This is a genomic window from Schleiferilactobacillus perolens DSM 12744, from assembly GCF_001435585.1.
Lineage (GTDB): Bacteria > Bacillota > Bacilli > Lactobacillales > Lactobacillaceae > Schleiferilactobacillus > Schleiferilactobacillus perolens.
The window spans coordinates 189089-209112 of sequence record NZ_AZEC01000004.1 but is presented as its reverse complement, the minus strand read 5'-3'; the positions used below and the strand labels follow the sequence as shown (position 1 = coordinate 209112).

The window sequence follows — 20024 nt, the reverse complement described above, 5'->3', positions numbered from 1 at the left end:
CATTATATTTTCAAGAACCGACCCATCGAGATGGCTGCACCGACCGCCCCAATGACGATTCCAATACCAGCCAGCAAGAAGTCTAGGCCAATAAGCAGACTCCCCGGCGATAACAGCGTGTAGCCTGCCGAAGCAAAGCCCCGGGCGGACGCGCCATAGATGACCGCGTACCCAATATCGACAATCGCGATGGGAATGATTGAACCGAACAATCCGGTCCATGCTCCTTCTAGCAAGAATGGCCAGCGAATATATGAATTCGTCGCCCCCACTAACCGCATAATGCCGATCTCGGTTTGCCGGCTCAGGATGGTGATCCGGACCGTGTTTGAGATCAAAAAGACAGCGACCAACAGCAACATCAGGCTGAAGCCTAAGCCCCACTGCCGCAAACTGTCTGTGGCCCGGAATAGGTTGCGGGCATTCGCACCACCATAAACCGCGTCATTCACGTGATTGAGTTTCTTCGCCGCTTGAGCTACTTTTTGCGTGGCTTGCGGGGTCTTCGTTTTAACCACATAGACGTCGTTAAGTGGGTTAGAGTCACCACTAAACATACTGAAAGCACTCCCGTAACTGCCGACAACTTTATCCAATTCCTGTTTGCGGCTGGAGAATGATACTTGCGCCACATTATCCATGTCTTGCAATTCACGCTTCAATTTTGCACGTTGGGCAGCAGTGGTCTTTTGGTCAATTTCGACCCGTACTCGGACATCATTTTCCACTTCTCGAGAAACGTGGTTCACGTTGAAAATGAGGGCCATGAAAATACCGACCAGGAGCAGCGTGACTGTCACGGAGACAATGGCTGCTACCGACATCCCACCGTTCCGGCGTAAACTCCGGAAACTATCCGTGACATGACGTTTAAATGTACTAGCCTTCATTTTCGTAAGTCCCCTCTTTCTCGTCGCGGATCAGCGTACCATTATTGATTTCCAATAAACGGTGCGGATGACTGTTGACGATCTGATCGTTGTGCGTGGCCATAATCACAGTTGTGCCTTTGTGATTGATCTCTTCCAGCAGGGCCATGATTTCTTCAGCTGTGTTCGGATCCAAATTGCCCGTCGGTTCATCCGCAATCAGGATATGCGGGGAGTTGGCAATGGCCCGGGCAATCGCCACCCGTTGTTGTTCCCCACCGGATAACTCGCTGGGGAAACGCGCGGCTTTGTCCGCCAGTCCGACCTCATTGAGTACTTCCGTAACGCGCTGTTTAATTTCTTCAGGATCTTTCTCGATGACTTCCATCGCGTAAGCAATGTTTTCCGCTACCGTTAAGCGCGTCAACAATTTGAAGTCTTGGAAAACGACGCCAATCGTCCGCCGAAGAAAAGGCACTTCACGATCTTTCAACTTCATCAGATCGAACTCATCGATCATGATCAGTCCTTTAGTTGCGCGCAATTCACGGTATAACAGTTTAATAAACGTGGATTTACCGGCCCCAGATGGACCCACCACATAGACGAAATCGCCTTGATCAATCTCAACATTAACGTCCTTTAAGGCCTGTACATCATTGTCATAGGTCTTGGACACATCTACCATTCGAATCATAGGGATTGTTAATTCCTTTCTCTAGAAAACACGAGAGTCATTATAACAAGCAAACGTAACAGTTCGTTTACGGAATATCACAAAGCTGTCTCATTCTTAATTTCCTATGAAATGTGTGCTTGATGACGCGCCAATTCCCATTGCAAATAGGCATAAATAAACCCATCGAGATCGCCATCCATGACAGCTTGACCATTGCTTGTTTCGTAGTTTGTGCGATGATCTTTGACCATCGTATACGGATGGAACACATAAGAGCGAATCTGTGAACCCCAGCCGATTTCTTTTTGTTCGCCCTGAATGGCTGCTTCCTTTTGCTTTTGTTCTTCTTGTGCCCGTTCATACAGTTTTGACCGCAACATTGCCATGGCCGTCTCCCGGTTTTGCAGCTGGGAGCGCTGCGCTTGGGATTGGGTCACAATACCCGTGGGTAAATGAGTGATCCGGACGGCACTAGAGGTCTTGTTGATATGTTGACCACCGGCACCAGAGGAGCGATAGACATCGACTCGCAAATCTTCCGGGCGAATCTTGATTGATATGTCATCGTTTAACACTGGCATGATATCCACGGAAGCAAATGACGTATGCCGCCGCCCAGCCGAATCAAAGGGTGAAATCCGCACCAAGCGGTGAATCCCTTTTTCACTGCGCAATAATCCATACGCATTATGCCCAGTGATCTGAATCGTGACCGACTTCACACCGGCCTCGTCACCAGCTAAATAATCCAATGTTTCTACATTGAAATGCCGGTTTTGGGCCCACCGGGTGTACATTCGCAACAACATTGACGCCCAATCCTGTGCTTCTGTGCCGCCAGCACCAGGGTGAATTTCCACCAAGGCATCATTGCGGTCATAGGGCCCGGATAATAACTGATTGAGTTCATATTCCCGCATGGATTCTTGCAATTTTGGAATGCCCGCATCCAGTTGTTTGGTCAACTCGGCATCCGGACCATCAGCCAACAATTCTGTGGCGACTTGTAAATCCTGCCAGGCGTCATCTAACTTTTTGAATGTATCCAACTGCCCCTTGGCATCGTTCGTTTCATCAATAATCTTTTGCGCACTCTCGGAATCATTCCAAAAGTCTGGTTCAGTCATCTTGGCTTCATTCACCGCAATTGTTTCCTGCAAGTGAGGGAAGTCAAAGAGACCCCCTAAACTGATTTATTTTGGTGCGCATCTCATCTAAGATATGCCGTGCTTCTGCTAATTCCATGTTTTGCCTCCAAATATTTTCTTGACAAGCGAAAGGCTGGCGACAAACTTGCCCCCAGCCCCACGTGTTAACGACGAATGTTTTGGCGAATCTCTGCCCGCATGAACAAGCGGGTGGCATCGTAATCAATGTCTGCAATCATTTCTTCAAACATGCGATACCCTTCTTCTTGATATTCCACCAACGGGTTCATCTGACCATAACCCCGTAAGCCGATGGATTGTCGCAACTGATCCATGGCATCAATGTGGTCGGTCCAATGCGCATCCACCACTCGCAGAATAACGACCTTTTCAAACTCCAACATTTGTGCCGGATCGTTCAAAGCCTTTTCCTTGTCGCTGTAATTCTCTTCCGCCAGATTCATCATAAACTTCTTGATTTCGTCGGCGGATTTGCCCTTGATATCCTTCATGCCGATTTTGTCATCGCTGACCATGGCCGTGTGGGCAAAATCGAGGATCGCCTGCAAATCCCATTCTTCAGGCTTGCCTTGCGTATGAATATCCACTTGATTGGTGATCGTCCGCTTGATCATGGGCATCAAGACTGACTTCAGATCTTTATCTTCAGAAATCACTTGCAGCCGTTGTTTGTACATGACTTCCCGTTGTTCCCGCATGACGTCATCATACTGCAGAGTGTTTTTCCGAGTATCGTAGTTATTCCCTTCGACCCGCTTTTGTGCTGATTCCACAGAGTGAGTAATCAGCCGGCTCTCGATGACCTTATCATCATCGGGGCCGCTTAAGCGATCCATGAAGTTCTTGACCCGGTCACCACCAAAGCGTTTCATCAAGTCGTCTTCCAAAGACATATAGAACCGAGTTTCACCAGGGTCCCCCTGTCGGCCAGAACGGCCCCGCAACTGGTTATCAATCCGCCGAGACTCGTGTCGTTCAGTCCCCAACACCGTTAAACCGCCTAATTCTTTGACACCTGGTCCCAATTTAATATCGGTCCCCCGGCCGGCCATGTTGGTGGCAATCGTAACGGCGCCGCGTTGACCGGCATTCATGATGATCTCAGCTTCCTTGGCATGGTTCTTGGCGTTTAAGACCGCATGGGGAATGTTCACTTTATCCAGCATGCGCGATAAACGTTCAGAATTTTCCACGGCCACAGTCCCGACCAGCATGGGTTGGCCCTTTGCATGGCGTTCTTGAATTTCTCGAACAACTGCATTGAACTTACTGTCCAGCGTCGGATACAGCACATCTGGATTGTCTACCCGAATCACTGGCTTGTTTGTCGGAATAGAAATAACTTCCATGTTATAAATTTCACGGAATTCTTCCTCTTCCGTTTTGGCCGTACCAGTCATCCCGGCCAGCTTGTTGTACATCCGGAAATAGTTCTGATACGTGATGTTGGCCATGGTCTTGGTTTCGTCTTCGATCTTGACGCCTTCCTTGGCTTCAATGGCCTGGTGCAGACCGTCGGAATACCGCCGGCCTTCCATGACCCGGCCAGTGAACTGGTCAACGATTAAGACTTTACCGTCCTGAACCACGTAATCAATATCATTCAACATGATGTAATTGGCCCGCAATGCTTGGTCCAAATGGTGGTTAAGAACCATGTTATCTGTATCGTACAAGTTATCCAGGCCAAAGTTTTTCTCTGCCTTACGAATACCTTCTTCAGTCAGTGAAATACTCTTCGTCGGCCAATCAATCTTGTAGTCTTCGTTTTCCTTTAATGTCTTAACGAACCGATCTGTCCGAATGTACAGTGCAGTGGATTTTTCAGCCTGGCCGGAAATAATCAATGGTGTCCGGGCTTCATCGATTAAGATGGAGTCCACTTCGTCGACGATCGCATAATTCAGCGGCCGTTGCACCATCTGGTCTTTGTAGACGACCATGTTATCCCGCAAGTAATCGAATCCGAGTTCACTGTTGGTGGAATACGTGATGTCGCAATTATAGGCTTCACGCTTCTCGTCGGTACTCTTTTCATTTAAGTTTAAACCCACTGACAAACCCAACCAGTTGTAGAGTTGACCCATTTCGGTGGCGTCCCGACTGGACAGGTACTCGTTAACAGTAACGACGTGTACCCCTTTGCCTGCCAAGGCATTCAAATAAACCGGCATGGTGGCTGTCAAAGTTTTACCTTCACCAGTCTTCATTTCGGCAATGTTGCCTTCGTGTAATGTGATCCCACCGATGATTTGCACCCGGAATGGGAACAAACCCAGCACACGTTTTGCGCCTTCACGCACCACGGCGAATGCTTCCGGTAAAATATCATCGAGAGTTTCACCATTGGCCAACCGATCCTTGAACTTTGGCGTTTTAGCCTGTAATTGTTCATCTGTCAAATCTGCATATTCGTCTTCATAGCTGATGACTTGATCGGCGATCTTACCCATTCGTTTAACTTCGCGGGCGTCGGATTCGACCCACCGCTTCAATACATTTGCCATTTCTAGACCTCACAACCTCATTTGTATAACTACTGCGAAAATATAGTCCGGTCCATTTTAACATAGACAGAAAGGCCAGAGCAAACACGTTTGCCCTGGCCTTTTTCATCAAGCATTAATGCTAATTATTCGTCTGTTTCAATCAAGCCGTACCGGCCATCGCGCCGACGGTAAACAATGCTGGTGCCATTAGTTTCAGCATCTTCGAAGATAAAGAAGTTATGCCCCAACATATCCATCTGCAACACAGCTTCCTCTGAATCCATTGGCTTCAAGGAAACCCGCTTGGTCCGGACAATCGTGAAGTTGTCGCTGGGTGCTGCCGGTTCAGGCACCGGTGCATCCTGCACGCCTTCAGCAGGACCAGTTAAATCGAAGTTCTTGATACCCTTCTCCCGGCTCTTCCGATTGATCTTCGTCTTGTACTTACGAATCTGCCGCTCCAACTTGTCAGTCACCAAATCGATGCTGGCATAAAGATCCGGAGAAGTTTCCTCTGCCCGCAATACCAAGTAAGGCAGTGGAATTGTCACTTCGACCTTGGCATTCTTATTGGGGTACAGCTTTAAGTTGACGTGGGCAATCGAGCTTGGTGCATCCTCAAAATACTTGTTCAACTTGCTCAAACGTTTTTCAACGTATGCGCGGATGGCATCAGTAACCTCGATGTTTTCGCCACGGACATTAAAAGATAACATAATACTTCTCTCCCTTCAAAGTGTATCAAAAGGTACACCCGGTGGTGAGGATAACGTCTTGCACCACCCTTACTACACCTTAATTATAACAAACTACCCGCCACAAACAAACATTTCAGGAAGCGTTTTAGACTTTTTTACCGTGCTAATGTCCAACTATCCATGGCAGCCGCTACGCCCGCTTGATGAATCACGTGCATTGCTTGGTGTAAAGTGGCTCCCGTCGTGTAAATATCATCCACAATTAATATCCGCCGCCATTGGTGTCCGTTCACCCCTCGGCAGGGCTGCCACCGAAACGGTTGTGGTTGCGTCAAGCGGTCATGGCGATTGAGCTGCGCCTGCTCGGGCGTGGTTACCGTTTTGGCCAGAGCCAAGGTTAATGGAAACACATCACCAATCAGCTGGATGACCGGCTCAAACCCGCGTTGAAGGGACCGTTTTGGATCTCCTGGCACGGGAATCACGGCATCGTAAAGAGAGTGACGGGTGCGCCACCAGTTGGCAAGATCATATTGAAAAAGGGGCGCTAAGCGCACATCCCCTTGGCGCTTGTATCGCTCAAAATACGTCTGCATTAAGGAGTGATACCCAAACAAATAATACTCTCGGCCTTTTTGCCAAGGCATCCGAGTATGCCACAACTGGCATTCTGGACATAAATGCGTGTCCCCCAACCGGCCGCAACCAGGACATTGCGCAGTGTTGGTGGCGACGGGAGCAAATTGACTGCGACAATCTGGGCAAAGAGTTTCTGGACGCCGTCTTTGTAAACTACACAGCTGGGAAAATGTAATTTTAACTTGCCACGGGCGCCCGCACCAACCACAAAGTGTCATTCAAACGCCCCCTCGCCGATTCATTTTTTTGATTTGCCGAATGGCCTCGGCAATGGCCAAAGTGTACCGGTGATAAAAAAAGTCCACATTCCCGTCTGGCTGCCAATCGGCGCGACCAGCCCGACCGGCCACCTGCACCAAGGCATTGGCCTGGAAATGCTGATGACACGCTTGCCACACAATGACCTGCAGCCCGCCAATGGTCACTCCGCGTTCTAGAATCGTCGTGGTCACTAAAACTGTGGTCTGACCTTGGCGAAACGCTTGAATCTTTTCAATCCGGTGCGAATCATTCGCATGCACACCAGCTACCTTGATCTGCGGCCAGCGGTGGTGAATGCGTTCCACAATCGTGGTTAACAATGGTACCGTCGGCACAAAAATCATCACTGGCACAAACTGCTGGCGGTATTGTCCCACCACAGCTAAAAGTGGCCGCAATGAAGTGGTTAATGTGGTTTGGCGACACCAATGGCAGCGCGGAACCGGTAACGGATAGCCGTGGAAACGCCGAGCCAAATACGTCACATCAATCTCACCATGCCTGGCTTGGTACAGCAGCTTGCGATCGGGGGTGGCCGAAAGATACACTTTAGCTCCTGTGGGCAATAAAGCGCTGCGCACTGCCGCATGCAGTAATCGAGAGTTCACCATCGGAAAGGCGTCCACTTCATCTACAATCAGCAGTTGAAAAGCATGATAGAATCGAAGTAGTTGATGGACTGTACAGACGACTAACTGCTCTCCCGCGTAGCCCTGGGTCTGTTGACCGTGCAGGAGTGTGCTTGCCACGGTGGGAAATGCCCGTTGCAAGCGAGGGAAAAGTTCGTTACAAACATCGATCCGCGGTGACGCGTACCCCACCATTCCGCCACTGGCCAAAACTGCGGCCACTGCCGGGAAGGTCATCTCGGTCTTACCAGCACCGGTGACGGCCCATACCAACAGCGGTCGCTGCCGATTGATTGTCTGGATAATATCTTGACTTGCCCCAGCCTGTGCCGGTGTCAGTGTGCCAGACCACGCACATACATCTGCTGCTGCTCTGACCATGAACTCGGTCATCGGTTCCCGATATAAATCATCTCGGCTGGTGATTCGCCCTAGGCCAATACACTCTGGGCAAAATTCACCACCAAGAGGTAATTGATTTTCTCCCCTCGTCCACTGGCACCGCATCGTTGACAGTTACTGGCGCCATGCGTGTGGCTGATAGCGGGAATTGCTCCCCGCATGGTCGAACCTGCCACCACTGCTTGTCCGCCAGGAAATATGGATTCCACTGTTAATCCCACCACCTTCTCGTTCTCACTCAATATATACGCAAAGGAATGGATATTGTGCTCAATAATTACCTCACCATCGCCCAAACTGGCGAATATGAAATTGAAATCAAAAAGTCCCGTTTTATTTGCCAAATGGCACGAGTCACCGACGAACAAGCGGCCAACGACTTCATTGCCGCAATCAAAAAGAAACACTATCAAGCCACCCATAATTGCAGCGCCTATATCATTGGCGACAATGATGAGCATCAACGGGCCAACGACGATGGGGAACCCAGTGGCACAGCCGGGGTGCCAATGCTGGAAGCGATGAAGTTGATGAAATTAAAAAACGTCGTTGCCGTCACCACCCGCTACTTCGGCGGTACGAAGTTGGGCGCGGGCGGTCTCATTCGTGCATATAGTAATTCCGTTACGAAGGCCGCCCACCATATCGGTATTATCCGGGGCGTGCTGCAGCAGGCCGTCATCCTGGAAATTGACTATAGTCAAGTGGCCTTGATTCAACATTTCTTTGAAGAAAGTCCCTACAGTATTGAAAATACGGATTACGGCGTCAAAGTCACTGTGACGGCCTATATTGATGACGGTGATGTGGCTAATTACCGAGACAAATTGACTGATCTGACCAGTGGGAGTATTCAAATCCAGACTGGTGATAAACAATACCGGGAAGTGCCTTACACTGATCCGGCTGCGCCGAGATATGAAAACTAAGGAAGAGACAACAAAACCGTCAGACACTTTGCCTGACGGTTTTGTTCCAAGATAAAGACAAAATACTCAAACTGGATGATCCGAACGTGACAGGCGTTTAACGAAACGCTGAATGGCGTGGAGTAACGGTTGGCGGCCGGCACCCAATAAACCGATTGATTCTACGAACAGTTCAAGTCCCAGGATTACTGCGATCGTCAGCAGGATGCTGCCCCAAAGCGTCGATAGTGGGTAAATTAGGGCGATGGCTGAGAAGATCAGGGTCAATCCGTAGATCACCATCACGGTTTGGCGCTGAGTTAAACCCAAAGCCATTAGCTGATGGTGCAAATGGTGCTTGTCGGCTTGCGAGATTGGTTTCTTGTTAAGTTTGCGCCGCAGGATGGCATAGACGGTGTCGGTAATCGGTACACCCAAGATGATGACCGGAATAACCGTGGTGATAAAAGTGACGTTTTTCAACCCTTTAAGCGAGAAAACAGAAATCATGAAACCAATAAACAATGCCCCAGTGTCCCCTAGGAAAATGCTGGCGGGATGAAAATTATGGGGTAAAAAGCCGATCAGTGCGGCCACTAGGCAGAAGATCCAAATAGGAACGTAAATTTCTCCAGGGAGCAGGAAGAACACCCCGATGACCCCCATGGTAAAGAGGGCGATAATGGCTACTCCAGTGGCAAGACCATCCAGGCCGTCGATCAAGTTGACAGCGTTGGTTAACGCGGCAATCCAGAAGATGGTGACGAAGTAGCTGGCCCAGCCCAAATCGAAGTGCATCCCAAATAATGCCACACTATCCATCCGGATACCGGCTAAGAAGTAGATTATGCTGGCGGCAATAACAATCCCCAACATTTTCTGCCACGGCTTCAATTCCTTGATATCGTCGATCATTCCGGTCAGAATGATCACGCTGGCCCCCAACAAGACGCTGAACAGCTCATGGGTTGGGAATTGATTGCGCAGTAACACAAACGTGGCAAACACGAAGGAAATGAAGATTCCTAACCCGCCCATTGTCGGCATCGGCTTGCGATTGACCCGCCGAGCATTGGGCATATCCACTGCACCCAACACGAAAGCCAGTTTACGGATAAACGGGGTGATGACTGCTGAAAAGAACATCGTACCAAAAAGCGCGACAATTACTCGAAACATCATGAATCTCCTAATCCCTAGAATTAATCTTATTATACCGGTCTGACAGAAAAGCGGCAATGCCATCGAACGATGGTATTGCCGCTCATATTATTAATTGGATCGGATCAGACTTGCTCTTGGAAAATCCGACCGCAGATGGGCGTCTGGATTTTCCTTGAATAAGTGCTACTTCGCAGTTTCCACGAAGCGTGTTTCCCGAATGACTGTCACTTTGATATGACCTGGATATTCCAGTTCTTTCTCGATACGCTCCCGAATCTCATGGGTCAAAATAGCTGCTTGATCATCGTTTACTTTCTCCGGTGTCACAATAACCCGGACTTCCCGACCGGCTTGAATCGCGAAGCTGTGATCCACGCCAGCAAAGGAATTAGTGATGTCTTCCAGCTTTTCTAACCGATGGATATAATTCTCCAGAGACTCTGAACGCGCACCTGGTCGAGCAGCTGAAATCGCATCAGCCGCCGCCACCAGGACAGCAATGACGCTTTCCGGTGCCACATCCCCATGGTGGGACGCAATGGTGTTGATCACCGTGGCTGATTCGCGATATTTCTTCGCCAATTCCACACCAATCTCCACATGGGACCCATCGACTTCATGGTCGATGGCCTTACCTATATCGTGTAATAATCCTGCGCGTTTTGCCAGGGTAACGTCTTCTCCAAGCTCACCCGCCATAATGCCAGCAAGTTTAGCCACCTCAATTGAGTGATTCAACACATTCTGGCCATAACTGGTCCGGAAGTGCATCCGCCCCACTAACTTAATCAGGTCGGGGTGCATGTGGTGAATGCCCAGTTCAAATAATGCCTGTTCACCGATCTCTCGAATGCGGGCATCCATTTCTTTCCGAGCCTTCTCCACAGCTTCTTCAATGCGGGCCGGATGAATCCGACCGTCAGCGATCAGCTTCTCCAACGCAATTCGGGCAATCTCTCGCCGAACCGGGTCAAAGCCGGATAATACAACCGCTTCTGGCGTATCATCAATAATCAAGTCAATGCCGGTCAATGTTTCCAAAGTCCGAATGTTGCGACCTTCTTTACCGATGATCCGTCCTTTCATATCATCACTAGGCAGCGACACAACGGTCACTGTTGTTTCAGTTACCACGTCCGCAGCAGAACGCTGGATGGCTTGAGCGATAAGATCCCTCGCCTTGCTATCCGCTTCCTCCTTGGCAGTTTCCTCGCTTTCGCGAATCATCACTGCCCGTTCGTGGGTCAATTCTTCTTTAGTGGCAGCGAGAATTTGGTTGCGGGCATCGTCCCTACTGAACTGAGCAATCTCCGCTAACTTATCTTCCTGTGCCTGGAGTGTATCCGTTACTTTTTTCTTGGCTTCATCGATCTGTTGCTGCTGCATTTCGAGTTTATCCTCACGTTTATCAAGGCTGCCCTCTTTATTATTCAAAACGTCATCCTTGTGGTCTAACGTCTCTTCTCTTTGCAGCAAGCGATTTTCTTGCTTTTGTAATTCCTCCCGCCGCGTCTTAAGCTCCGCTTCCATTTCTGCACGGTAGCGGTGGCCCTCGTCCTTGGCGGAAAGAAGTGCTTCTTTCTTAGCGGTGTCTGCTTCCCGCTTAATCGCGGCAGCATCCCGTTTAGCACTTGCAATAATTCCCGCAGCGTTTTGATGTGCATCGTCTAAATCCCGACGCTGCGCGGCTTTCTTGGTCAAATACCCAGCAACAAAACCAACAACACACATGATGACTGCGAGGATTATCAGAACCCAGGGTTCCATTTGTTCACCTCCGCATCATCAAAAAGTGTTACTCATTTTTTAGAGAATCTTTTTAGATGGTTAGTAAATTGTAGATTATTGACACAATCATAATTCTAGAGGGAAAAAGGAAGGGTGTCAATACAAAGAGAGGGCGGAGCCGACCGGTTAGGGGCGTAGGCAGAAGGCAGGGCAGACAGAAAACCCGGTTTTAGGTTTTATGTCTGCCCTGCCTTCTGCCCTAGCCCCTGGTCGGCGCAGCCCGTTTATGGGGCCGAACCCCTGGTCGGCGGAGCCCGTTTCTGAGAGTGCGGAAAGGCGCAGAAAACCCGCCCTTAGGTTTTGTGCCTGCTTGCCCTTATCTCCTAGCCTCTGGCCCGCGCAGCCCGTTTATGGGGGATACAGCGAAAGAGCCCACCCCAGCCGTGCCAAAACTGCGCAAGCTAGGGTGCTCCGCATTGGCACTAAATTCAGCAACCTCACAATTATAATTCACTCATCCGCTTTCCCCCCAAAAAAAGATTCACCCACTAAAAAATCCCCCGCCACCTGGCAGAGGATTCATCACTAAAAAATTACTTCTCCGACCCATCAAAGATATCGATAGCTTCACCGGCAGATGCCTTGGCTTTACCCTTGGTATCTTTAGTATCCTTGACATCCTTGGTCTCTTTAACGTCCTTTGTATCCGGACTTGCTTTGGCAGCAGGCTTAGTCGCTGGTGCCTTCGCGTCTGCGGCTTTCTTATCCGCTGCTGCAGTCGTTTCTTTACCGGCATCAGCCTTAGCTGCTTCGGCATCCTTTTCTTGGTCCGCCTCTGCATCCTTGGCATCACTGATTCCATAAGCCTGACGTACCTTGATCCGAATCTCGGATTCAACATCTGGATGATCCGCCAGATATTGTTTCGCATTCTCACGGCCTTGTCCAATTCGGTCAGCGCCATAGGAATACCAAGAACCGCTCTTATCGACGATATCCTTATCCACAGCCATATCGAGCAATTCGCCGGTTCGGGAAATCCCCTTGCCGTACATAATATCGACTTCAGCAACCTTAAACGGCGGTGCTACCTTATTCTTCACGACCTTGATCTTGACCCGGTTACCAATAATATCCGTACCGTCTTTGATCTGTTCTGACCGGCGCACTTCCAGCCGAATAGTCGCATAGAACTTCAATGCCCGGCCGCCAGGAGTGGTTTCTGGATTACCAAACATTACGCCGACTTTTTCCCGGATCTGGTTGATGAAGATGGCGATCGTCTTGGTTTTACTGATGGAGCCAGACAACTTCCGCAACGCCTGGGACATCAGCCGTGCCTGCAGACCAACATGGGCATCACCCATTTCGCCTTCAATTTCTGCACGAGGGACTAATGCCGCCACCGAGTCGACGACAACCAAGTCCACGGCGCCGCTGGTGACTAAGGCGTCCGCGATTTCCAACCCTTGTTCACCAGTATCTGGCTGGGACAATAGCAGATCATCGATGTTGACGCCTAAGTGCTTTGCGTATTCTGGGTCAAGGGCGTTTTCGGCATCAATATATGCCGCCGTGCCGCCCTCTTTTTGTACTTCCGCCACTGCATGGAGAGCCACGGTGGTTTTACCGGATGATTCTGGACCGTAAATTTCCACGATCCGGCCCCGGGGATAGCCGCCCACACCAAGGGCGGTATCCAAGGCTAAGGAACCAGTGGAGACCGTTTTGATTTGCGTATCGGCTTTTTCGCCCATACGCATAATCGCCCCTTTACCGAAGTTCTTTTCAATCTTCTTCAGGGCATCGGCAAGTGCCACTTTTCGTTCTTCTTTACCAGTTTTTTCAGTGACTTCTTTAAGTGGATGAGTATTTTTAGCCAAAGGCGATCCTCTTTTCTTTTGTGTGCCTATTATCGAATTCTCGGTTAATTCAGATCATCTTCTATTTTATCGGATAGTGGCAGAAATAACAACAAAAAAGCGAACAAATGTTTTATTCTGGCAAATTATTTTGCAGCATTTTGAACCCCCAGGCCACCGCCCGGGCCCGGACTTCGTTGCGGCTGCCGATCAGGTGAAATTCACGTACCACCGTCTTAGCGGGGCCGGCCAAGCCGATGAAAACTGTCCCGGCTGGCTTCTCTTCAAGATTATCCGGACCAGCCACGCCAGTAAAGCCTAAGGCATACTCGGTTCCCACTTGCCGTTTTGCCCCCTCGGCCATTGCCTGGGCGGTTTCCGCGCTCACCACACCGTGGGCCTGGATGGTATCCGCTGGGACACCGATCATTGCTGTTTTTTGAGCAGCGGCATACGTGACAAAGCCGCCGGGAAAGACCGCAGAAATTCCTGGGACGCTACCCAAAGTGGCCTGAAACTCCCCCGCAGTGAGGCTCTCCGCTGCAGTGATCGTGTGCTGGCCATGGATGAGTTCATTACCGACCACTTGAGCCAGTGAATTGTGCTCACCTTCACCATAATATGCGTCCCCCAACAATGTCTGCACTTGCCGCACCACGGGCTGTAGTATGCGCTCAGCACTCTCCGTGTCCTGTGCTCGGGCCGTAATCCGCACCGCGATATCCGGAAACTGATAATAAATGGCAATGGTGGGATTAGTTTGGGCATCAATGACTTCAGCTAAACGCGTGGCAATCACGGATTCTGTCAGACCGAAAAAGCGCAACATGCGCGATGCCAAGACGTGATGCGTCTGTTTGGCGAGTAACGGAATCAATTGCTCACTCACCATTGGCCGTAATTCCTGAGGCGGACCAGGCAAAGTGACATAAACCCGCCCGTCCACTGCGGTCCAACTACCCACCGCCAAACCTGTGCGGTTAGCCAGGGGAATCGAATCCGCCGGTAATTGGGCCTGTACATAATTATTCGCGGTCAGTGCGTGCTGCAACCGCCGGGCTTGTTCATGTAATTTCTGCTCCGCCGCTGCATCAGTAACCAATGGACGCTTTAAAAAGCTGGTCAGCGTTTGTTTCGTCACATCATCCGCCGTCGGTCCCAGCCCACCCATCAAAACGATGAGATCGCTGCGCTGACTAGCCTGGGCCAGTAACCCCGTGATCCGGGCCGGGTTATCTCCTACCGTGTTTTGATAATACATATCGATCCCCAACTGAGCCAGTTGCCGGGCTAAATACGGGGTGTTGGTGTCCGTAATTTCGCCCAACAACATTTCAGTACCCACTGCAATAATTTCTGCCTTCATCATTCATCCGCTCCCATCAATTAATTATGCTAAGCGTAACGCAATTTGCCGAAAAAAATAAATTCCAGCAACCCGTCGGCCACTGGAACTTATTTGGACTTGATTATTCTTGGCTGGAATCACTGAATGCATGGCGCCCTTTAATAAAGTAATCCGCGCCAGAGTAAACCGTAAAGAACAGACAAATGTACAACAATATTTCACCAAAAGGAATATGCAGCGTGCTGAAACCAATATTATTCAGCAACAGGAAAATAATGGCAAACATCTGCGTATTAGTCTTAATCTTACCCGGCCAAGCAGCCGCCATCACAGTCCCGCTTTGTTCAACGATCAGTAACCGCAGCCCAGTCACCGCCAGCTCCCGGCAGACGATAATGGCCACAACCCAAGCTGGGGCTTTGCCCAACTCAACCAAAAAGATAAAGGCGGTCATAACCAGCATCTTGTCTGCCAAGGGATCAGCAAACTTACCGAAGTTAGTGACGAGATGTTGGCTGCGGGCAATCTTCCCGTCCAACAAATCCGTTAATGAGGCCACGATGAAAACGATCGCTGCCACTAAGTAATTGGTCGCAATCGCGGTGCCCAAAAGCACCACGGAACCCCAAGCCCAGGGAATAGCCAGCAACAAAATAAACACAGGGATCAAAATGATTCGAAAAACAGTCAACTTATTTGGTAAATTCATACTCATCCTCCACCCAAAGGCCGCGGCCTACTTAGTCGCGACGTGTCATGTGCAATCACACAATTACTCTGCGCTGCTCTCACTGGACGCACTGGTATCTGTGTCCGTATCTGCCGTGCCAGTGGCACTACTGCTGCTGGCGGCAGCACCATTAGCCCCGGCCACCGTGATCGTCGCTGTCCGCACAACGCTTGTAATGCCGCTGGCGTCGATATCGATCTTCTTGTCGTTCAGCTTAGCAGAAGTGGCGGTGGCATTACCAGTCCGCAACTCAATGGCGGTAGTGCCGTCCGGTACGGCCACTTCATGGCTTTGACCAGCAGTCAAAGTACCCTGCCAGCTTTGCACACCACCAAAGGAAATGGCTAACCAAACCGATTGATTCGTAGCGGCCACTGTGATCTTGTTACCGCTGCTGGGTAAATCAGTGACGGTGAAATTCATCTGACTACCGTTGTTCCCAGTGTTGGTGATCTTCAATTCCGACTTCTTACTGCTGCTTTCTTTCTTAGAAGACGATTCCGACTTCTTAGAGCTGCTGCTCTTGCTGGAAGATGATCCCTTCTTACTGGACTTCACAACTTGACTGGACGATGCACCCGTAGTCGGGATCTGTTTTTGACTGTTGCGGCCCTGGAAAGCAAACCAGGTCAACAGGCCGATAATCAAAATCACGACCGCCACGACGATAATCTGGGGAACATAATTCCGCGCCCGAGCGGCTAAACCAGTGGCACTGGCCAAAGGTCGTGATTCCCGCCGCTTGTCTGCGGGTGTTTCCTCTTCTTCAACTGCCGCTGGTTGTGCCGGTTGGGGAATATCCTTGCTGTATTGATCCAGCAGTTTCTGACCATCAATTCCCACCGTTTCCGCATATTGTTTGATAAATGCCCGGACATAAAAGTCGCCGGGCAATGCATCAAAATTACCTTCTTCGATGGCGATTAAATAACGTTTTTGAATCTTTGTGATCTGTTGCAGGTCATCAATCGTATAGCCCTTTGCAACTCGGGCTTCCCGCAATTTGTTACCAACTTCATCCATTTAAATATTCACCCACTAAGTTATTTTCAAGGACAGTATATCATAGGGCTACAACCGCACCAATGAAAGATTGTGTTAAGAACGGCCAGCCATTAATACCCTGACCGTATTCATATCCATATATGTTACACTAACCAGCCGCCAGAAACATAAATTGTTTGACCTGTTAAATATTGCGCTTCTGGAGCTAACAGTACCCGTAACCAGTATGCCACATCTTGAGGCGCAGCGAGGCGGCCAGCGGGAATTTCTGTGGTTAATTCTTCCCTGGCAGCTCCCGCCAGCATGGCAGCGTTCATTGGTGTGTCCACAGCACCAGGAGCAATCACATTTACGGTGATGCCTAACGAGGCGACCTCGCGGGCATAGGCCTGGGCAAATGCAGAGAGTGCGCCCTTAGTCATACTGTAAATGGCCTCCATGGCACTGCCCTGGCCGCCGTAAACAGAACCTAAGTAGACAATTCGACCATGGCCAGTTTGTGCTAACTTTTCTTGTAAGCTCTGCGTGATCAGTAATGGCGAGCGGACATTCACTAGCCAAAGCCGATCCAACACATCCGCCGGGGCATCGACAAACAATTCATAATCGGTGATCCCTTGACTGAAAACAACCGCGTCCACACCAAACAAATTGTCTTTAATGGGCGTAACCGGATCAGCCACTGAAAAATCGGCCTGCAGTGGTAAAAACTCCTGTTGCGGATACCGAATTTGTAACTCGCGGACCAAATCATGGATGCGCGCCATATGCTGCCATCCTTGCAAGTACAGCGACCAGCCGGCCGCGGCGAGGGTACGCGCCGCCGCCTGACCGATCGCGCCGGTAGCGCCGCATAACAATACCCGTTTCATTCGTGTTCACCCTCCTCCGGCGAAACCAGTACCGCTGACATTTTGCTGGGCTGTAATAACTGCTCAGCCAGCGTCAGTAATTCTGCTCGATTCAAACTGGCCACCATATTGGCCAACCCATTCACCGAATAAATACTATGCCGATCACCTTCACGCAAATCAGCCGTATCAATCATCTGCTGGGCGAGCCAGCCGTAATGATCAAACCCGGTAATCGTGCGGCCGATCAGTTCTTTTTGTAAATGGGCAAACGCCGTCGGGGTGATCGCTTGCCGTGCATGCTCCACCGTCAGGATATGCGTCAATGTGTGTAGCAGCGAGACCGGCACTGGTGTTTTACCACCCACGGTCAGTACCCCAAATTGGGAATGAAGTTCAGCATCCACCAAGAACGAATCATCGATCCAGCCGTCCTGATATAAGTGAAGAAAATCCGGTGCAGATTCCAACAATAAACCGCTGAGTAAAATATCCAGCAATAACGACATCCGCATCCGCTGGATGGGATCCGGCATGGCTGGTAATCTAACGCCTAGCCATGCTTCTGGGAGGCTTGAGGGGGCCCGCATGAGACGGGGCGCTGTTTTCACATTTTCTTGCACAACTGGCGCAGCCGGGACAGCACGTTTTGGCGTAGCGACAGCCGGGAAGGTCAACTGGTCTATCAATTGCGTGAAATCAAAATCACCGATGACCACCAATTGCATGTTATGGGCCTGGTAATACGTATCGTAGGCCGCCCGTAAAATGGCCGGCGTAATCTGGACGATACTGGCTCTGGTGCCAGCCACATCCTCAGCAATAATACTATCGGGGAAAAGATGCTCCCATAAGACTTGTTGGCTCGCATAATCCGGCTCGTCTTGGTACATCTGAATTTCCTGGGCGATAATCCCCTGCTCCCGTTCCACCGTTTCCTGAGTGAAATACGGTGTCAGGACAAAATTGATCAAGTCCTGGACATCCGCCTGAATGTTTTGCAGACCGGAGCAATAATAGTTGGTGATATCCCGGGTCGTGTAGGCATTCACGTCTGCGCCCCGAGCGGCGAACAAATCCGCCGCATCGTAGGTCCCTTTATCAAACATCTTGTGTTCCAGAAAATGGGCCATACCCGCTGGCAGTGTCACCGTCGTGCCATCACTGGCCGTCACCGTGCGGGTGCTGGCGCTGCCGAAGAACACTGTCAGCTGGGCATAATGACGAACGAAACCAGGCTTTTGAATGCCGATCACCGTCAGCCCATTGGGCAATACTTGTTGCTGCACAGTTTCCGGTAATGGTGGAAATTGATCAGTCATCATGGCTTGCCCCTTCCTGTAAGAAATCGACCACCAATTGGTACTGCTTCGCACAAGCGGCCACTTGCTCTCGAGTCACATTTTGAATGCCCTGGGTAAAGGTCGTCGTGGTCATATCTGCATCCGGCAATCGCCGCTGTAATAGTGCCCGGCTGTTCACATCGCTTTGGCGATCCGCTTCACCCAGCCGCATCCCAATCAATTCTTCTTGAATACTGTGCAGCCGTACATCGGTAAAATCACCAGTCTGCAGTTGCTCCAATGTCTGGGCAACGATTGCCCGGACTTGGTCCGCCGTACCAGGATCAATACCCGCCTGCAGCAATGTCGTCCCAGTCTGGGCATCCAAGTCCGTCCCAGCATAATACGCCAGGCTGGCCTGTTCCCGTACCGCCGCAAATAAAAGTGAGCTAGCCGATCCGCCAAACAGAGCGTCTGTCACCATATAGTCAAAATACTTTGGCCCATAATATGTTACAGGCAGGTGATACATCATGATTAATTGGCTTTGTTGAAAAGGCGCCGCAACCTGCCATTGACGCAGATGAGGCAACTTGCCCGTCCATTGGATCGGTGTCGGGACAATTGGCCGGGGGGCAATCGACCAAGCGTTGACAATTGCCGCCGCCTGCTGGGGGTCCACATCCCCGGTGATGACGATCTCAATTTGGTCCGTATCCTGCATGTGTGTCCAGTAAGCCGCCAACTGTGCGGCATTAGCGGCGGCAATCGTGGCAGGCGTTCCTGCTAATAAAGCGGCCTGCTCCGGCGCATGCTGGAAGTACTGTTTCTGAGCAGTCAGTACCGCCGCATTATCTGCGCTATCCATCACACTGCGCAATTCATGATCTAAATTATCGCGTTCAGGCTTAAAAAAACTGGGCGCATAATCCCCTTGTTGCAGGAGCGGCTGCCACACAATACTTTGCAGCAAAGCCAGGGCCTGGGGTAATAAGGATTCCCCAGCAGGCAAAGTGCGGTCACTCAAAAACTGTAATTGGGCACTGACGATACTCAGTGCCCCTTCTCGATCCACGCCAGTACGTAAACTAGCACCATACAGGTCCTGCAACGCCATGGTCAATTGCCGCGGGTCTGGATACTGGGCGTTGGCTACTGGCCACAGATTGGCAATCAATTGCCGCTCCGTCAACGTATTTAATTCTAATGGCGCAATAAAATTCACTGCAGCAGACACTGTTTTAAATTTCTGACTGGGCACAACAGTGAGGTGCACGCCACGTCGTAAATCTTGGGAAAATGCCATACAT

At 50.3% G+C, this 20024-nt stretch carries 17 protein-coding genes and 2 pseudogenes; 1 reads left to right on the top strand and 18 read right to left on the bottom strand.

What is annotated here, in order from left to right:
* Window positions 1-2: 2 nt before the first annotated feature.
* The 8 genes from ftsX to FD09_RS16465 form a co-directional block, all read right to left on the bottom strand.
* Window positions 3-890, bottom strand: a complete 888-nt coding sequence (gene ftsX, locus FD09_RS06220; protein WP_057819439.1) for a permease-like cell division protein FtsX — start codon at window positions 888-890, stop codon at window positions 3-5.
* Window positions 880-1566, bottom strand: a complete 687-nt coding sequence (gene ftsE, locus FD09_RS06215; protein WP_057819438.1) for a cell division ATP-binding protein FtsE — start codon at window positions 1564-1566, stop codon at window positions 880-882. Before ftsE ends, ftsX begins: the two co-directional genes overlap by 11 nt.
* A gap of 104 nt (window positions 1567-1670) precedes the next feature.
* Window positions 1671-2793, bottom strand: a protein-coding gene (prfB, locus tag FD09_RS06210) for a peptide chain release factor 2 (protein ID WP_201782860.1) whose coding sequence is annotated in 2 segments (ribosomal slippage) — window positions 1671-2720 and window positions 2722-2793 — 1122 coding nt in all. Because the reading frame shifts where the segments join, the coding sequence is not laid out codon by codon here.
* 67 nt (window positions 2794-2860) lie between these two features.
* Entirely contained in the window at window positions 2861-5224 is a 2364-nt protein-coding gene (gene secA, locus FD09_RS06205) for a preprotein translocase subunit SecA (protein ID WP_057819436.1), read from the bottom strand.
* 125 nt (window positions 5225-5349) lie between these two features.
* A complete protein-coding gene (gene hpf / locus FD09_RS06200) occupies window positions 5350-5922 on the bottom strand; it encodes a ribosome hibernation-promoting factor, HPF/YfiA family (RefSeq protein WP_057819435.1) in 573 nt (190 codons plus the stop codon).
* 137 nt (window positions 5923-6059) lie between these two features.
* The gene (locus tag FD09_RS06195) at window positions 6060-6551 is read right to left on the bottom strand and encodes a ComF family protein (RefSeq protein WP_157053702.1); all 492 of its coding nucleotides are present in this window, start codon (window positions 6549-6551) and stop codon (window positions 6060-6062) included.
* Window positions 6552-6761: 210 nt separating this feature from the next.
* Complete coding sequence (locus FD09_RS06185; protein ID WP_057819429.1) at window positions 6762-7826, bottom strand: DEAD/DEAH box helicase; 1065 nt, start codon at window positions 7824-7826, stop codon at window positions 6762-6764.
* A gap of 38 nt (window positions 7827-7864) precedes the next feature.
* Complete coding sequence (locus FD09_RS16465) at window positions 7865-8179, bottom strand: hypothetical protein (RefSeq protein ID WP_235812227.1); 315 nt, start codon at window positions 8177-8179, stop codon at window positions 7865-7867.
* Here FD09_RS16465 and FD09_RS06180 point away from each other — a divergent pair.
* Complete coding sequence (locus tag FD09_RS06180) at window positions 8093-8764, top strand: YigZ family protein (RefSeq protein WP_057819427.1); 672 nt, start codon at window positions 8093-8095, stop codon at window positions 8762-8764. The two genes, FD09_RS16465 and FD09_RS06180, sit on opposite strands and share 87 nt — an antisense overlap.
* Before the next feature lie 66 nt (window positions 8765-8830).
* Here the strand turns inward: FD09_RS06180 and FD09_RS06175 are convergent, their stop codons facing one another.
* The 10 genes and pseudogenes from FD09_RS06175 to yfmF form a co-directional block, all read right to left on the bottom strand.
* Window positions 8831-9922 carry a glycosyltransferase family 4 protein gene (locus FD09_RS06175; protein ID WP_057819424.1) on the bottom strand — a complete coding sequence of 364 codons (1092 nt, stop codon included), beginning with the start codon at window positions 9920-9922 and terminating at the stop codon, window positions 8831-8833.
* A gap of 168 nt (window positions 9923-10090) precedes the next feature.
* Window positions 10091-11674, bottom strand: coding sequence for a ribonuclease Y (gene rny, locus FD09_RS06170; protein WP_057819422.1), 1584 nt, complete (start codon window positions 11672-11674; stop codon window positions 10091-10093).
* A gap of 719 nt (window positions 11675-12393) precedes the next feature.
* Window positions 12394-13455: pseudogene (recA, locus tag FD09_RS06165) on the bottom strand (recombinase RecA); the annotation flags it as partial.
* Window positions 13456-13630: 175 nt separating this feature from the next.
* Window positions 13631-14863 (bottom strand): competence/damage-inducible protein A, encoded by a 1233-nt coding sequence (locus FD09_RS06160; RefSeq protein ID WP_057819610.1) that lies wholly within the window; start codon window positions 14861-14863, stop codon window positions 13631-13633.
* Between the two features lie 103 nt (window positions 14864-14966).
* Window positions 14967-15554, bottom strand: coding sequence for a CDP-diacylglycerol--glycerol-3-phosphate 3-phosphatidyltransferase (gene pgsA / locus FD09_RS06155; RefSeq protein WP_057819419.1), 588 nt, complete (start codon window positions 15552-15554; stop codon window positions 14967-14969).
* A 63-nt stretch (window positions 15555-15617) separates the two neighbouring features.
* Complete coding sequence (locus FD09_RS17075; protein WP_415650029.1) at window positions 15618-15998, bottom strand: RodZ domain-containing protein; 381 nt, start codon at window positions 15996-15998, stop codon at window positions 15618-15620.
* Between the two features lie 393 nt (window positions 15999-16391).
* A pseudogene (locus FD09_RS17070) lies at window positions 16392-16598 on the bottom strand (helix-turn-helix domain-containing protein); the annotation flags it as partial.
* 125 nt (window positions 16599-16723) lie between these two features.
* Window positions 16724-17452, bottom strand: a complete 729-nt coding sequence (gene ymfI, locus FD09_RS06145) for an elongation factor P 5-aminopentanone reductase (protein ID WP_057819414.1) — start codon at window positions 17450-17452, stop codon at window positions 16724-16726.
* Window positions 17449-18756 (bottom strand): EF-P 5-aminopentanol modification-associated protein YfmH, encoded by a 1308-nt coding sequence (gene yfmH, locus FD09_RS06140; protein ID WP_057819412.1) that lies wholly within the window; start codon window positions 18754-18756, stop codon window positions 17449-17451. The genes ymfI and yfmH overlap by 4 nt, the downstream gene beginning before the upstream one ends.
* Entirely contained in the window at window positions 18746-20020 is a 1275-nt protein-coding gene (yfmF, locus tag FD09_RS06135) for an EF-P 5-aminopentanol modification-associated protein YfmF (protein ID WP_057819410.1), read from the bottom strand. Before yfmF ends, yfmH begins: the two co-directional genes overlap by 11 nt.
* Window positions 20021-20024 lie beyond the last annotated feature (4 nt).